This is a genomic window from Paraburkholderia phenazinium (assembly GCF_900142845.1).
Lineage (GTDB): Bacteria > Pseudomonadota > Gammaproteobacteria > Burkholderiales > Burkholderiaceae > Paraburkholderia > Paraburkholderia phenazinium_A.
The window spans coordinates 3,153,507-3,168,984 of the sequence record NZ_FSRU01000001.1 but is presented as its reverse complement, the minus strand read 5'-3'; the positions used below and the strand labels follow the sequence as shown (position 1 = coordinate 3,168,984).

15 protein-coding genes are annotated in these 15,478 nt (G+C 62.6%); 8 read left to right on the top strand and 7 right to left on the bottom strand.

Annotated elements, in window-relative coordinates:
• Nucleotide 1: 1 nt before the first annotated feature.
• Nucleotides 2–721 (bottom strand): autoinducer binding domain-containing protein, encoded by a 720-nt coding sequence (locus BUS12_RS13875; RefSeq protein WP_074297502.1) that lies wholly within the window; start codon nt 719–721, stop codon nt 2–4.
• A 625-nt stretch (nt 722–1,346) separates the two neighbouring features.
• On the opposite strand from BUS12_RS13875, the gene BUS12_RS13870 reads away from it, so the two are divergent.
• Nucleotides 1,347–2,807 carry a sensor histidine kinase gene (locus BUS12_RS13870; RefSeq protein WP_074296210.1) on the top strand — a complete coding sequence of 487 codons (1,461 nt, stop codon included), beginning with the start codon at nt 1,347–1,349 and terminating at the stop codon, nt 2,805–2,807.
• On the opposite strand, the gene BUS12_RS13865 is transcribed toward BUS12_RS13870, so the two are convergent.
• Complete coding sequence (locus BUS12_RS13865; protein ID WP_074296209.1) at nt 2,804–3,301, bottom strand: acyl-CoA thioesterase; 498 nt, start codon at nt 3,299–3,301, stop codon at nt 2,804–2,806. The two genes, BUS12_RS13870 and BUS12_RS13865, sit on opposite strands and share 4 nt — an antisense overlap.
• Before the next feature lie 124 nt (nt 3,302–3,425).
• On the opposite strand from BUS12_RS13865, the gene BUS12_RS13860 reads away from it, so the two are divergent.
• On the top strand, nt 3,426–4,394 hold the full coding sequence (locus tag BUS12_RS13860; RefSeq protein ID WP_074296208.1) for a response regulator: 969 nt from the start codon (nt 3,426–3,428) through the stop codon (nt 4,392–4,394).
• Nucleotides 4,395–4,458: 64 nt separating this feature from the next.
• On the opposite strand, the gene BUS12_RS38795 is transcribed toward BUS12_RS13860, so the two are convergent.
• The 3 genes from BUS12_RS38795 to BUS12_RS13850 all read right to left on the bottom strand — a co-directional run bounded on the left by BUS12_RS38795 (nt 4,459) and on the right by BUS12_RS13850 (nt 7,052).
• Entirely contained in the window at nt 4,459–4,617 is a 159-nt protein-coding gene (locus tag BUS12_RS38795) for a hypothetical protein (RefSeq protein ID WP_171991637.1), read from the bottom strand.
• A 207-nt stretch (nt 4,618–4,824) separates the two neighbouring features.
• Complete coding sequence (locus BUS12_RS13855; protein ID WP_074296207.1) at nt 4,825–5,922, bottom strand: hybrid sensor histidine kinase/response regulator; 1,098 nt, start codon at nt 5,920–5,922, stop codon at nt 4,825–4,827.
• A 236-nt stretch (nt 5,923–6,158) separates the two neighbouring features.
• Complete coding sequence (locus BUS12_RS13850) at nt 6,159–7,052, bottom strand: LysR family transcriptional regulator (protein ID WP_074296206.1); 894 nt, start codon at nt 7,050–7,052, stop codon at nt 6,159–6,161.
• A 156-nt stretch (nt 7,053–7,208) separates the two neighbouring features.
• Here BUS12_RS13850 and BUS12_RS13845 point away from each other — a divergent pair, with 156 nt between their 5' ends.
• Nucleotides 7,209–8,213: an aldo/keto reductase gene (locus tag BUS12_RS13845; protein ID WP_074296205.1), complete on the top strand. Its 1,005-nt coding sequence runs from the start codon at nt 7,209–7,211 to the stop codon at nt 8,211–8,213.
• Here the strand turns inward: BUS12_RS13845 and BUS12_RS13840 are convergent.
• Nucleotides 8,210–9,109, bottom strand: coding sequence for a LysR family transcriptional regulator (locus BUS12_RS13840; RefSeq protein WP_074296204.1), 900 nt, complete (start codon nt 9,107–9,109; stop codon nt 8,210–8,212). The two genes, BUS12_RS13845 and BUS12_RS13840, sit on opposite strands and share 4 nt — an antisense overlap.
• A gap of 129 nt (nt 9,110–9,238) precedes the next feature.
• On the opposite strand from BUS12_RS13840, the gene BUS12_RS13835 reads away from it, so the two are divergent.
• From BUS12_RS13835 to BUS12_RS13820, 4 genes are all read left to right on the top strand, one after another.
• Nucleotides 9,239–10,222 carry an aldo/keto reductase gene (locus BUS12_RS13835; RefSeq protein WP_074296203.1) on the top strand — a complete coding sequence of 328 codons (984 nt, stop codon included), beginning with the start codon at nt 9,239–9,241 and terminating at the stop codon, nt 10,220–10,222.
• Between the two features lie 180 nt (nt 10,223–10,402).
• Nucleotides 10,403–11,623, top strand: a complete 1,221-nt coding sequence (locus tag BUS12_RS13830; protein WP_083640473.1) for a multidrug effflux MFS transporter — start codon at nt 10,403–10,405, stop codon at nt 11,621–11,623.
• Nucleotides 11,624–11,769: 146 nt separating this feature from the next.
• Nucleotides 11,770–12,480 carry a hypothetical protein gene (locus BUS12_RS13825; protein ID WP_074296202.1) on the top strand — a complete coding sequence of 237 codons (711 nt, stop codon included), beginning with the start codon at nt 11,770–11,772 and terminating at the stop codon, nt 12,478–12,480.
• A gap of 70 nt (nt 12,481–12,550) precedes the next feature.
• Complete coding sequence (locus BUS12_RS13820; protein WP_074296201.1) at nt 12,551–12,871, top strand: pyrimidine/purine nucleoside phosphorylase; 321 nt, start codon at nt 12,551–12,553, stop codon at nt 12,869–12,871.
• 252 nt (nt 12,872–13,123) lie between these two features.
• Here BUS12_RS13820 and BUS12_RS13815 read toward each other — a convergent pair whose 3' ends face one another.
• The gene (locus BUS12_RS13815) at nt 13,124–14,275 is read right to left on the bottom strand and encodes an acyltransferase family protein (RefSeq protein ID WP_074296200.1); all 1,152 of its coding nucleotides are present in this window, start codon (nt 14,273–14,275) and stop codon (nt 13,124–13,126) included.
• Nucleotides 14,276–14,568: 293 nt separating this feature from the next.
• On the opposite strand from BUS12_RS13815, the gene BUS12_RS13810 reads away from it, so the two are divergent.
• A complete protein-coding gene (locus BUS12_RS13810) occupies nt 14,569–15,468 on the top strand; it encodes a hypothetical protein (RefSeq protein ID WP_253190071.1) in 900 nt (299 codons plus the stop codon).
• Nucleotides 15,469–15,478: the final 10 nt, after the last annotated feature.

Below are 15,478 nucleotides of genomic sequence, written 5' to 3'. Positions count from 1 at the left end.
CTCAGGTGGTATAGATCAAGCCCATGGCGATCGCCTTGACGACCGCCTGGGTCTTGTTGGTCGCGGCGAGCTTCAGCAGCACGTTATTGACGTGAAAATTGACGGTGCGCTCGGAAATACTGAGGATCTGCCCGATCTCGTACGAGGTTTTTCCTTCACCGGTCCAGCACAGCACCTCGCGTTCGCGTAGCGTCAGCGTCGCGGCGCTTTCGGGGGCGAGGACCGGCATCAGGAAGCGGCTCATCAGGGTGTGCGAGACATTCGCGAGCCAGCTCATCGGCAACGTCAACGAATCGACCTCGGTTCCCGTCAACGTGTCCGCCGGGCGCGACAGCGTCAGAAGGCCGAAAGCGCCTTGCGCGGCCCAGCTCGACTGGGCGGCGCCCACCTTCAGGCCGAAATCGTGCGCGTCGCTCCACAACCGCGCCGCGTCGCCTTGCTCGGACTCCGGCCAGAGAATGAGCTCAGAGCCGCGCATGCCGGCACGGACCGTCGGGTCGATGTCCAGAAAGCTGCTCGCCTGATAGTGCTCCATCCAGCCGCGCGGATAGGTATCGAAGATGGCGACCACGGGTTTCGATACGGGCACCGACATGCGGATGCCGTAACAGCAATATTCGAACCCGAGCTGTTCCGCGAACGACGCGATCTGCTTGAACAGCTGATCTTCGTCTTTCGCAGCGAGAAACCGCTGGTAAGCATCATGAAAGCGTGGGTCCATCATCACCTCCCCGTAGCGACGACGAGTTGCAGTGGGTCGCCGCAGATCCCGCGAACAGGTGCAGTGCCCGCAAAAAACCCTCGCCAATACACCTTCATCCGTTGTTGCCTGTTGGCTCTGTAGTTGTTTCCGGGCATGTGCTGACCGGGTTGCTGCTGATTCACGTGTAATCGACCGTAGACATGAGACTGACGGCAGACCGGCGCGGCGGCGCCATGGGCGCCCGGTACACCGGTTAAACAGCGTGGCAGCGCAGAATGACAGCGAGTATCTCACCATCGGGCCGAACGCGCGTTGCGCGCGCTTTTCGGCATAAACCACGCCAAAGTTCACTTATAAACAAAATCGCAGCGGTTTTCAATCTCCATTCAAGGCTGCGGCAAACCATGTAAAAAGGGGCCGCACGGGTGTTCCCTGTCAACATTGACAGTTACCTCACCACTATGTGGCTGTAATACGCTCCTGCAAATGCCCGCCCGGGGTTGGCGGCGGTTTCGCGGTCGGCGTTGACGGCCGGGATGATACGATTTGCGCCGCGGCCCGTGACGAACCGGGGTCGATTCGTCGTGGCGGCCGCTCCTGAACGATCACGACTGGTAAACAGCGAACACGCAAACAGAGCGCCATGTACTCGATATTGCCTGCCTTCGTCTCCGCATTGTTTCTGGGGTTCGGGCTATACGTGCTGCTCACCGAGGGCGCGACGCGCCTGTCCGTGCCCTTTGCGCTGATGTGCGTCACCACCTTTGCCTGGCAGGGTACGTGGGCCTTCCTGTTCCAGACCACCAGCGCCGACGTCGCCGCGCCGCTCGTCAAGCTGGGCTACCTGTTCATTCTGTTTTTACCCACCACCTTTTATCACTTCGTCACCGAAGTGACGGGGCGGCGCGCCGAGCGCCGCCTGCTGCTTGCTTCTTACGGCTTGAGCGTATTGCTGGCCATTCTGCTGCTCACGGGCGACGGGGTAGTGGCCGGCTTCGAGATGCATTTCTTCGGCCCTTATCCCAAGGCCGGCGTTCTCCATCCCGTGCACGTCCTGCAGACCCTCTTCCTCGCCTGCCGGAGCGGCTGGCTGCTGGTGACGGCGCGGCGCGAGGTGCGCGGCAAGTCGCAACGCCGGCTCCTCGACCTGTGTCTGCTGAGCCTGTGCCTGTATTCGCTCGCGGCGGTGGACTACGCCGTGAACTATGGCTACACGTTCTATCCGCCGGGCGTCATCTTCATCGCAACAGGACTGGGCATTCTCGGCATCACGATCGTTCGTCACGGGCTGATGCGGCCATTTCTGCTGGCGGCTACGGTGGCGCACGAGGTCGCCACGCCGCTTGCGGCCATTGGCATGCATGCGGAGGAGATCGGCACGGTTCTGCCGGAACTGCTGCGTGGCTACCATCTGGCCGTGCAGCACCGCTTGTGCAGTGAAGGCCTGTACCCCGGTCAATCCGAGCGGCTCGCCAGTCTCACCTCGGCGATTCGCCGTCAGGTTGAAAGTACCAGTACGGTGGTCGAGATGTCGCTGGCGTCGTTTACGCTGGACAGGCTGGACCCCCGAAGCTTCGCGCCGCATTCGATCCGCACCTGCATCGACTCGGCGCTGGAACGTTTTCCCTTTCACCCTGGGGAGCGCAATCTGGTGTTCGTGGCGCCCATCGATCCGCTGTTGCGTTTTTCCGGTTCCGATTCGTTGATCGTCTTCGTCATCTTCAATCTGCTCAAGAACGCCTTGTACGCGATCCGTGAGAGCGGCGACGGAAAGATCGAGATCCGCGCGCAGCAGGAAAACGGCTTCTGCGTGCTGAGCTTTCGCGACACGGGTCCGGGCATCGCGGCGGACGTGCTGCCGTATATCTTCGATCCCTTCTACTCGACCAAGTCGCATGGACATGGCGCGGGCATGGGGCTGGTGTTTTGCCGGCGCGTCTGCGAGGTGTTTTCCGGTAGCATCTCGTGCGAATCGGTGCCGCGCGAGCATACGACCTTCACGTTGAGGTTGCCGGAGCCAGGCTCGTCGGCGGACCGCGCGCAGCGCGGCCCGCCGGACAGGTCCCACCGTTGGTACAGCAAAAGGCAGGACTATGTCAGTTAGCTCACATTAGACGGCATGAGAAGTTCATATTCCTTGACCCGTTCGACGATCCCAGACGGGAAACGCTGAATGCGCCGGTTGGTGTCGGCGAACAGGATCTGCTGGTAGCCCATCGAAACGGGCTTGCCGTCCACGCAAAAGCGGAACAGCAGGTAGGCCGAACACTGCCTGACCTGGAAAGTGTTGAGGTAGCAGTCCACGCGCTGGAACGGAAAAGTCTCCTGGACATATTCCTGGTGGGCGCGTTTCGTCACGAACATGCCGCCGGCGGCAAGGAGATTGTTGTGCACGCAATCATGGAACCAGCGTTCGCGACACACGCCTTGCCATTCGAAGTAACGGGCGAAATAGGTGTTCATAAAGGCATTGGAATCCTTGAGATAGACGTCGATGCTGTGGTGAAACGTTTTCTCGGTCGTGGCGTTGAGCATTTCCTGCGAAAGCAGTGCGGTACCGCGAGAGAGAACCTGGGGGATTGCATCTCGAACGAACATGAAAAACTCCTGAATCGTAATGGCTGCTAGCGGCAGCCACGCATTCCTCCTGAGTGGAGGAATGCATTATTTTGGTATGCCAAGCGTTTTATCTGTGCCTATAAACACGTTCTTCGAGGAATGTATGAGTAGCTTTGTCAGGCAGCCTGTCCTCTATCCTGTGTCCGCTGTTTTTCTCGACGACAGTGCTGACTTCCTGCATGCGCTGCGAGGGATTGTCCCGGACGGACATCTGAACCGGTTTTTCACGCGGCCTCGCGAGGCCTTCAATTTCATCTCGTCGCGTGCGCAGGCGAGCTTGCCTAACCGGCTGTCGGGCGCGGACTATTCCGAGTTCGAGAAGAAGGGGGGAAGCGCGCTTGGGCGCGACGTGTTGATCGACGACGCGCGCTTCGAAGAGGTCGCGGCCGTGGTGGTGGACTACGAGATGCCGGAAATCGACGGCATCGAGTTTCTCGCCTCGATTCGCGGCATCGCGTGCACGAAAATCCTGCTAACCGGAGCGGCCGGAGAGACCGAGGCCGTCGACGCGTTCAATGCCGGGCTGATCGATTTCTACCTCAAGAAGACCGATGCCGGGATGACGCGCAAACTGCTCAGCGCGTTGGCGGAAGCCAAAGCCAGGCACTGCGCGCAGCGTGGCTACATCAGCGTTCACGATGTCGGTTCGACTTACTGCGATCCGCGCACCTTGAAGGCCCTCGACGAGATCGTTGCCCGCGAACACATTGCGGAGTATTACTGGCGCCCGGAGCAGGACGCCGTGCTGATGTTCGACGCCGACGGCAATCCAGGCCTCTTTCTCGCGTGGGCCGAGGGCGACTGGCGATTCCAGTGCGGTGTGCTGACCGACGAGGGCGGCGCCCCCCAACTGCTGAGGGAAATGGAGGCGCGCCGGGTGATGCCGCTGTTCTGGCCGTCCCAGACCTATCGCGCCGGCCTGTCGGACATCCGCTTCGAGTCGCCGGTACCGATTCCCGACTGGCCAGGTGCGTTCTATTGCTGGAGCCGGATCGATCCGCGTGAACTCGACCTGGACCTGCAGACCTGCGCGCAATGGCGGCAACGCCAGACCTTAGGGCTGTATTCTTGAGGTCAGACCGTTTTGAGCATCCGCGGCTTGGGTACGAACGGCGATGTGGGTAGCTTGAGCGGCTTCATTGTCCCGCCGGTTCGCGGTTCAGACGCCGCGCGCGGCGCAGTATGGCGTCGAGGTCGTGCAGGTTGAGCCGAAGCCGGAAATACCATAGCAGTTTGGTTAGCTTCAATGTCGACAGTGCGCGCTTCCTGCGTGACAGCGATTCTGAACGTTTCATCCTGGCATCTCCGGCCGTCGCTGCGGCCATGGATTGATCGGCGTAGGTCTGTTGTGCATTGCTCTGACCACTCGCATAACGACCTGAGTTTGCCCACGCTTGAGGGTTCGAAAGACTTCGAAAGTTAGCGGGGCTTTAGCGTCGGAAATTGGCGTGCCCGTTCGTTCGCCATGGCCCGATGTACGAGCCGGGCGTTTCGACCTGAACTCACCGTCCCACAGTGGCTCGCGCCGGCGACTCCGCTTTGGGAAACAGCGCGCCGATCATGAATCCTCGCTCGGTGCGGTTCATGATCACGCGTCCACGATGTTTCGTGGCGGTGAAGTTGACGAAGGCGAGGCCCAGTCCGAAGCCGCTGCCTTCATTGATCACGCCCGACGGCAGCCGGACAAAGCGTTCCGCGACCCGGTCCGACTCGCGTGCCGGTATGCCGGTCCCTTCGTCCTCGACCCCGATCAGCACGCCCTCTTGCGTATCCGCGAGAATGCAGCGCACGGTTGAAGCGTCGGGTCCGTACTTCAGGGCATTGTCGAGCAGGTTCGTGACGAGGCGCGTGAGCAGCAACGGGTCGGCGAACAGCGTCAGCGAAGTGGCGGGCGCATCGATGGCGATGCGGCAGCCTTTGGCGAGCGCCTTTTCCCAGAGCTGATCCACCGCAACGACCACGATCTCGTTCAGGTCGATCGTTTCGAACTGCCGCCATTCGGATTGCGCGCGCGCCAGGTGCAGAAAACCGTCCGCCAACTCGAGCGCGTGGGTGGCGTGCGTGGCAATCCGTTCGAGCAGGGGCGTGAGCGTGCCCTGTTCCAGCCGGACCCTCTCCAGCAGCGAGAGAATCGACGTCTGCGGCGAACGCATGTCATGCGAGAGAAAGTCGATCGCATCGTCGCGTTGACGCAGACTTATATAGGAAGCCGAATGATAGCGGATCCGCGCAATCAGTTCGATCGCGTCGGGCAGCTTGACCAGGTAGTCGTTGGCGCCGGCAAGAAAGGCCTCGCTCTTGACGATCGGCTGCTCCTTCGAAGACAGCACCACCACCGGCACATTGGCCGTGACCGGGTTGGCGCGATAGCTGCGCACAATATCCAGGCCGTCCACGCCAGGCATGATCAGATCCTGCAGGATCACCGTCGGCTTCACGCGCGACGCTGTAGAGAGGGCCTCGCGTCCATCCATGCAGACATGCAGTTGAATACCGCTTTCGCTCTCCAGCGCCCGCCTGATCACTTCGCCCACAATCGGCTGATCGTCGACCAGTAGCACGGTTGCCGCAGGGGCGATTGAAGTCGGCAGTGTATTCATGATGGCGATAAGCGATCAGGCATCAAGGCGAGATGCACGGTGACATCGGCGTCATCGACCTATCGGGCTGTCTGCATCGCTGCGCCTTGAGTGGATCAGGCGGGGGACAGGAAAGGCCGGTACCGGAGCATTGCCCTGTCGATAGTTCGAGCAGGCGAACCAGTGTAAAGGGAAGCCCGGCGCCGGAAAGCGCTGAATCTGTTAAGGATGGTTAATTGACCTGACGGCACGCACCACTACGCCCGATAGCGCAGCGCATCGATCAGCACACCGAGAGCCCGCGACGATTGACGTCGGCTCGGGTAATACAGGTGATAGCCAGGGAACGCCGGGCACCAGTCCTTGAGTACCGCCTTGAGGCTGCCGTCGGCGAGATACGGTCGCGCCATCTCCTCCGGCACATACGCGAGGCCGCAACCATCTACAGCGGCATCGAGCATCTGAGTGCTTGCGTTGAACACCAACTGGCCTTCGACACGCACCTTGAGCTCGTGGCCCGACTTTTCGAACTCCCAGGCATAGAGGCCGCCATACGTTGGCAGCCGCAGATTGATGCAGTTGTGGTCGGTCAGGTCTTGCGGCGTTTTCGGCCGCGTTCGCTTCGCAAAGTACGAAGGCGCGCCGACCACCGTCATGCGCATGTCCGGCGCAATGCGGACCGCGATCATGTCTTTCGCCACCCGGTCGCCAAGCCGGACGCCGACGTCGAAGCGCTGCGCGACGATATCGGTCAGGCCATAGTCGACCATCAGCTCGACCTTGAGGTCCGGATACTCGCGCAGCAGTTGCGCGAGCTTGGGGCGCAGGACGTTGCGCGCGGCGTTTTCGTCGGTGGTGATGCGGATCGTGCCGGCTGGCTTGTCGCGCAACTCGCTCAACGCGGCGAGCTCTTCGTCGATTTCTTCGAAGCGCGGTCCCACGGTTGCGAGCAGACGTTCGCCGGCCGGAGTGGGGGAGACGCTGCGTGTGGTGCGTGTCAGCAGGCGTAGCCCCAGGCGCGATTCGAGTCCGCGGATCGTGTGGCTGAGCGCCGACTGCGACACGCCGAGCTGCGCCGCCGCCCGCGTAAAGCTGCGTTCGCGCGCTACCGCGAGGAACGCCAGCAGGTCGTTAAAATTTTCGCGTGCCATTCATGAATCCAATTCATATGTGCATGCCAATTCTACCGCCTAGTCACGTCCGGCTGCAGCCATTAAATTGCGCGGTATAGGCAGTCGAACCGGCTGCAACCCGCCAATGTTTTCGCAATGTCTATTGCGGGCTTTGGCCCGAACGGAGAATACACAGTGGATTATCGATATCTGGGCCGTAGCGCGCTCAAAGTGTCCCCCTTGTGCCTCGGCGCCATGATGTTCGGCGGCGAGACGGACGAGGCAACCGCGAAGCGCATCATCGACAAGGCGTTCGACCAGGGCGTCAATTTCATCGACACCGCCGACGTCTATCACGCAGGGCGTTCCGAGGAGATCGTCGGACGCGCGGTGGCGCAGCAACGCGATAGCTGGGTGATCGCCACGAAATTCGGCTATCCGACCACGCAGGGCCCGAACGAGCAGGGGCAATCGCGCAAGTGGATCATGCAGTCGGTCGACGCGAGTCTGAAGCGCCTCGGCACCGATTACCTCGACATCCTCTACTTTCACCGCGCCGTCACGGATGCGCCGCTCGAAGAGGGCATGCGGGCGATTGCCGACTTGATCCGCCAGGGCAAGATCCGCTACTACGGGGTGTCCAATTTCCGCGGCTGGCGCATTGCCGAGATCGCGCGTCTGGCCGATCAACTCGGCATCGACCGGCCGGTGGCAAGCGAACCGCTCTACAACCTGGTCGACCGCACGGCGGAAGTCGAGCAATTGCCGGCGGCTGCCCACTACGGTCTCGGCGTGGTGCCGTATAGCCCGCTCGCTCGCGGCGTGCTCAGCGGCAAATACGCGCTGGATGCGCCGCCACCGGCCGACTCGCGCGCAGGACGCGGCGACAAGCGGATCCAGCAGACCGAATGGCGGCCTGAGTCGCTCAAGATCGCTCAGACGATCGCCGCTCACGCCGCACAGCGCGGGACGACTTCGATTGCCTTTGCACTGGCGTGGGTGCTGAAAAACCGGCTGGTCAGCAGCGCGATCGCGGGGCCGCGTACCGAAGCGCAGTGGGACAGCTATGGCGAAGCGTTGAAGCTGGAACTCGGAGCGGAAGACGAGAAGCTCGTCGACAGTCTTGTCGCACCGGGCCACGCGTCGACGCCGGGCTATACGGATCCGGGGTATCCGATCGAAGGGCGACGGGTTGCTTAACGGCTGCGGGCCCACTCGCGTACCGCGTCGGCGAACAAGCGCAGCGCGGTAGGCGGATGGCGGTTTGCCGGGTAATAGAGGCACAGGCCGGCAAAGGACGGACTCCACTCGGGCAGCAGATGCACCAGCCGGCCCGATGCCAGTTCCTCCGTGACCTGATTTTCCGGGATCCAGGCAATGCCGATGCCGGCCAAGGCGGCTTCGATCATCAGATTGAGGTTGCCGAGCGTCATCGGCCCATCGACGTCGATGCTGGCGCTCTTGCCGCGGCGTTCGAGATCCCACCGGTAGAGCGCACCGCTCTCGAAGCGAAAACGGATGCAGCGATGCTGCGCCAGATCGTCCGGCGTTTTAGGTGGCGCGTGCTGCGCCAGGTAATCGGGCGAAGCCACGGCGGCGAAGCGCATGTCGGCGCCGAAGCGGACCGCGATCATGTCGCGCGGCACGTCTTCGAAGACCCGGATGCCGGCATCGAAACCGTCGGCCACGATATCCACGAGCCGCGTGTCGACGACAAACTCCACGTGGATATCGGGGTAGGCGGCAAGAAAGCCCGGAAGAACATGACGGACGATCTGCCGCGCGGAGGCCTCCGAAGCACTGATGCGAATCAAACCGGACGGCCGGTCGTGCGCGGACGCAACCTGATTTACCGCATCTTCGAGGTCCGCCATGGCCGGCCTCACGCGCAACAGGAGTTGTTCGCCGGCCTCGGTCAGCGCGACGGAGCGGGTAGTGCGGTTGAACAGCCGCACGCCCAGCCGTCCCTCCAGGCCGCGCATGGAGTGGCTCAGGGCCGACGGCGACACCCCGAGCGTGCGGGCGGCCGCGCGAAAGCTTCGCTGGTCGGCGATAGCGACGAAAGCAGTCAGTTCGGCAAGTCCGGCGCGCAGCATAGTTGAAATTCTCTCAATAGCCCGTGCAAGTTTAGTTGGATTGTTGAGCCATGTGCAACGGCATAAGATCGATCGCATTGAACGGTCGGCGCAAGGCTCCGCTTGCGGCCTAACGAAAGGAGAAAGGATATGCAAACGCGCAAACTAGGTAACAGCGGTCTCGAGGTATCGGCACTCGGCCTCGGCTGCATGGGCTTGAGTTTCGGCTATGGCCCGGCCACCGAAACAGCGGAAGGCATCAAACTGATTCGGACTGCTTTCGAACAGGGCGTCACGTTCTTCGATACCGCCGAGGCCTACGGCCCGTTTCTCAACGAGGAACTGGTCGGCGAGGCGGTGGCGCCGTTTCGGGATCAGGTCGTGATTGCCACCAAGTTCGGTTTCAAGGACGGTGAAGTCCTCAAGGGACTCGACAGCCGTCCGGAGAACATTCGCGCGGTGGCCGAGGCCTCGCTCAAGCGCCTGAAGACCGACCGCATCGATCTGTTCTACCAGCATCGTGTGGATCCGGACGTGCCTATGGAGGACGTCGCCGGCACGGTCAAGGATCTGATCGCAGAGGGCAAGGTCAAGCACTTCGGTTTGTCCGAAGCGGGCGTGCAGTCCATCCGCCGCGCTCACGCAGTGCAGCCGGTGACGGCGCTGCAAAGCGAGTATTCGCTGTGGTGGCGCGAGCCGGAAGAGAAGGTGCTGCCGACCCTCGCGGAACTGGGCATCGGCTTCGTGCCCTTCAGTCCGCTTGGCAAGGGCTTCCTGACCGGCGCCATCGATGCGAACACCGCGTTCGACAAAACCGACTTCCGCAACATCGCGCCGCGCTTCTCCGAGGAGAACCGCAAGGCCAATGCGGGGCTCGTCGAGGTGCTGGGCGGCATCGCCGAGGATAGAGGCGCAAGCCGCGCGCAGATCGCCCTTGCATGGCTGCTGGCGCAGAAGCCGTGGATCGCGCCGATTCCGGGCACCACCAAACTGCACCGGTTGACGGAAAACATCAGCGCGGCGGCGGTCGACCTCTCGGTTGGGGACCTCGCCGCGATCGAGGCTGCCCTTGAGCAGATCAAGGTGGTCGGCGATCGCTATCCGGCGCATTTGCAGCAGCGCGTCGATCGCTGATCGACTAGCTTGACCTGTCGCAGCAAGCCGCCGGTTGCCAGCGAGTCTGGCACCGGCGGCTTGCCGCGTTTATGAAAAATGGAACTTCGAATCATGTCAGTGAAAGAACCGCCATCGGCTCTGCCGCACACGCATTCCGCCGCTTCAGACGAGCCGGCCGTGTTCGGCGCCGATGCATCCATGCAGCAGGGCGCGCAGGGGCACAGCCTGAAAATCCTGGCAATCCTGAGTATGTTGATGGCATTCGCCTCCATCTCGACGGACCTGTATTTGCCCGCGCTGCCGGTCATGGGCACGGCGCTGCATGCCAGTATGGGCGCCGTCGAACTGACGATTTCGGGGTATCTGATCGGCTTCAGCGTGGGGCAACTCTTCTGGGGGCCGATCGGCGATCGCTACGGCCGCCGCTTGCCGGTGGCCATCGGACTCGTGCTGTTCATCGCCGGTTCGGCGGGGTGCGCCGTGTCCACCAGCGCGGCCATGATGATCGGCTGGCGCGCGCTGCAGGCGGTGGGCGCATGCGCCAGTGTGGTGCTGGCCCGCGCCATGGTGCGCGATCTCTATGTGGGACACCGTGCGGCCCAGATGATGTCCACGCTGATGACCGTGATGGCGATCGCTCCGCTGGTCGGGCCGAGTCTCGGCGGACAGATTCTGCATGTGGCGTCGTGGCAGGCTATCTTCTGGACGCTGGTGGGCGTCGGTCTGGCGACGCTGGCAGCGCTCTATGCGCTGCCTGAAACCTTGCCGCCGCAGCGCCGCAGCCATGAACCGCTCACGCGCGCGCTGGGCCGCTACGGCGAACTGCTGCGGCATCGCCGGCTGCTCGGCTATGCCGGCGCAGGCGGGTTTTTCTACGGCGGCATGTATGCCTATATCGCGGGCACGCCGTTCGCGTACATCACCTACCATCACGTTTCGCCGCAGTTCTATGGGCTGCTGTTCGGTGCGGGCATTGTCGGCATCATGATCACGAATCTGCTCAACTCGCGGCTCGTGAGACGACTCGGCAGTGACCGCCTCATGCGTGTCGGCACGCTCGGCGCCGCGCTCGCGGGCATGCTGCTTGCCGTCGATGCACGCACCGACTGGGGCGGCCTGGCGGGTCTGGTGATTCCGCTGTTTCTGTTTATCTCTGCAACCGGTTTCATCGTGGCCAATTCGATTGCCGGTGCGCTGGGCCTGTTCCCGGAGCGCGCGGGCGCAGTGTCGGCGCTGATCGGGGCGATTCAGTATGGAACCGGCATCCTGGGATCGGCACTGGTGGGGATCTTCACCGACGGCACGCCCTGGCCGATGGGCTGCGTCATCGCCCTCGCGGGTGTCGGCTCGTTGCTGTGTGCGCGGTTTCTCGTGCAAGCCGACACGCGCATGCCGAACGAGGCGTTATCTTCACATTAGCTCCATGTCGCGTGCTATATATTCCGGTGGTTTCAGCATGGCTGACGGCGGGTTCCCCGCGCGGCTTACGCCGAAGCGCCCCCCTGGAATCATTACAATGGCGCAGATGCACCCCTCAACCGCATCGGCCGCATCAAGCGCAACACATGCTGACCTCATACTTCTGGAGTGACGACGCCATCCGCAGTCGGTGCGTGAGCGACGTCGTGCTGTCGGGCATGGTCGACGTGCCGATGCCCTCCGCACGCCTGCTGGCAGATTGGGACCGCGAGATCGCCTCGCACATGGATCTCGAGCCCGGCGACGTCGAGGTCATGCCCCTGGCGCGAGCGCGGGCGCGCTGGCCCGACTACACGCGCTGCGTGCAAGCGGTGTCCGATTGGACCGGCGCGCTTGGACTGCCCGGGATACTCGCCGGCAGCGACGTTGCCCTCATGGCCTGTCGCGGCGCGAGGTATCACCACGACGGTGCGCAATATGGCGGCGCCGCCTTCTGCAATCTGTTCCTGAGCGAGGACAAGGGACTGGATGTGCACTTTCCTTCGTCGGGCCAGCGCATTCCATTGACGCGGGGCACGGTCATCCTGTTCGACACGGGTCAACCCCATGGCGTGATTCAACGCGGCAGCAGCGGCTTTAACGCGGCCGACTTCGCGCCGGATCGGGACTGCATCCAGATATTTTTGACGTGGGAGCTGCCCATCGAAGAGGCCTGCGTTGCGAGCGCACTGAAGATTGCCTTCGACGTTGCCCCTGTTGGCTCGCTGCCACCCGATGAAGAGGGCGTGCGGCTGCACGGCGAGGCGGTCACGGTGTGTCCGGACTCGGGCCGTTGGTGTCCGGTTGTGCCTGTATGATGGCGGGCTGGCGCCGGCCCGACAGACCGCGCCAACGCATCCATTCACGTTGACCCATAGGAAGACCGCCATGACGGCCGCAACGCAATTCGATCAGGTTTCCGTTATCAAACGCGCCAACGTCTACTTCGACGGCAAGTGTGTCTCGCATACCGTGCTGTTCGCCGACGGCACGCGCAAGACGCTCGGCGTGATTCTACCCGGCACGCTCAACTTCGGCACCGACGCGCCGGAACTGATGGAAGTGCAGGCCGGCCAATGCCGTATCCGTCTCGACGGCAGCGACGAGTGGACGACGTATGGCGCGGGCGAGACGTTCTCGGTGCCGGGCAAGAGCCGCTTCGATATCGACGTGATCGAAACGCTCGACTACGTCTGCAGCTATCTGTAACGACGCACGAGCGGAGGGCGTGCGACGAAGCGAATCGGGTACCTCCGTCGCTTTGTCGCACGCGGCCTGGCTGGCCGGAAGGCGAGCCGTGAAGCAGGGACCCGGTTCGGCGCTCGAGCGGATATCCAAGGTGCCGCCGCGCGCGAATTGATCGCCGCGGTGGAGAAATCCGGCAGGCAAGGCAAGTTTCATGTGCCTGCGCGTTGGTAGGGAAAAGGTCGCGCGTACGGCGCGCACCTCGCACCTCAGCGCTTATTCCAGCGCCTTTGGCCCGATGCCGTCGGAGGCGGGCGTCAGCAGACCCGCGTCGTTGGCAGGCAGGCGCCGCAGCCGGCTCGCCACGCGGTCCTTGAGGCGCAGGAACGGGGCTTCGATGAAATAGTAGCTGGCGGTTGCCATCCCCAGGGCCTCCAGAATGCCGAGCGGGAACGCATGGGCGATCGGCAGGTTCACATTCGCAAACAGTTGCTGCCAGAGATACAGGCTGAACGAAATGGTGCCGACGAAAACGAACGGCGCTGTCCGGAAGAGTCGCGAGCACCAGAAATCGCGCTGATAGTAGAGGACTACGATCACGAGGCCGACGAGCGCCGCTTCGAAGGTCGTCCCGTAGGTCGCGCTCCAGAATCCGCCGAGCCGCGATTCGGCGACCGGCATGAGAACGAACAGCACGAGCACCATCAAGGTAGGAATAAGCGGGCCGCCAGGCCATGAGCGAACCCAGGCGTCCAGGCGGTCCTTGTTGAGCGCGACGAAACAGCCAATCAGGATCGGGTCGATGCCCGTATGGAACATCATGCTCAGTTGCCCGCGCAATTGCGGCGCCGCGAAATAGGTGGCCACTCTGATCAACGGCACGGCGAAGATCAGCGTCACGAGCACGCGCTGGCTATTGCGCCGCCAGATATAAAAAAGTAGTGGCGGCCACAACCAATAGAACTGCTCTTCCAGCGCGAGTGTCCAGAAGTGGCCGAGGTACCAGGCGCCGTCGGCATGAAGCGCATTGTCGGCGGACATGCCTGCCAACGCGGAGTAGTTCCACACATGCAACGCCGCGAACAGGACCTGGCGACGGTCGAGGTCGATCCATCCGATCATCGACAGAACGACGACAGCCGCGAGGTAAGTATAGAAAGCCGGCCATATCCGCAGTGCCCGTTTCACATAGAAGGGCAGCAGTTTGATGCTGCCGGTGCTCTTCAACTCGGCCTGCAGGATGCTGGTAATCAGGAACCCGCTCAGGACGAAAAACACCAGCACGCCCAGGCGGCCATCGGCAAACAGCCGCAGCGGCTTGAGCAGGCCGGTATAGCCGCCGGCGAACAAACGCTGCGCATGACCCACGACGACCATCGTCACCGCGATGGCACGCAATCCCGTCAGCTCTTGCACACGATGTTTCATTGATCTGTTCCCTGCCTGCAGTGTGGGTGGCCCGGCCCGGTGCACAACGCGGTGGGAATCAACGTGGATGTGCAGCGATAAGTGTCCTCGAAAAATATTGAAGCAAAATTGAATAAAAATTCGCCGGTGGGAATATTTAATGCGCATGGGCCGGCCTTGGTCCGGCGGCCTCGCGCGTTGTCCCGGCTGCTTGACGCGCCCGTCGCCGGAAAATTTTCGCCATAATTCCGCCATCGAAACTTTCACTGCATCAAATGAAAATCCGCCGCGCCGCCCTGCTCCTGTGCCCTTTGATGAGTGTCCTTCACGTCACGACGGTCATGGCCGACACGACCGTCCACTCGCTCGACGCCGTCCCCGGCGCCATCAAGACGCAAGACGCGCGGAAGCTATCCGACAGCGGCATGAGCGGCGCTAAGCAGCCCGACGGCTTTGGCACAGCGTTGCCCGCAGGTTTCAGCACACCGTATCTGGTGCAGCAACTGGCGCCCGGCCAGGATCCGAAACGCGTGGTTCTTGCAGGCGCCAAGCCCTGGCCGCAACGCGCAAACGCGTACGTCGCGATGATTTGCCTCGCCGACACGCCTGAGGACGCGGCTGATGCGCAGCAATACGCGCGCGGCCAATGCGAGAGCTTCGATAGCAGCGATTCGGAAAACAGGCAGGTGTGGTTCGGGGTCTTCGACGCGACCGGCGGCGGGGCGCCGAGGCTGGTGGCGCGCACCGAAACGCCTGTCGATACGCAGACCGACTGGAGCGACACGGATCTCGACTTGCCTGAGGCGCTGGACGCAAAGGACGCCAACGACGCCAAACTGGCCATGCCGGCCAGCTGGAAGCGATTCGACCTCGCGCCGTACCAGATCAAAAGCGGCGAGTATGCGTTCGGCGTTCGCGCCGGTTGGAGCGAGGGCTATGCCGGCGGCGGAGGCCATTTTGAAGCGTTGTATCTGTTCCGGGTCGACGGCAAAGCATTGCGGGTCGTGTTCGCACGCCCCATGACCTTCGACAAGCTGATCGCCGGCGACTGGCACAAGGACGGCACGCGCGATCACGACGAGTACGAGGCCAGCAACTCGCTCGTGATCCTGCCGGGCGCGACCGACGGCTTCCACGATATCCAGCTCCGACAGCAGGGGGGCAAGTGGCGGCGCACGTTCAAGTGGTCGTCGACCGCGCAGATGTATCGGTGAGTATGGTGCG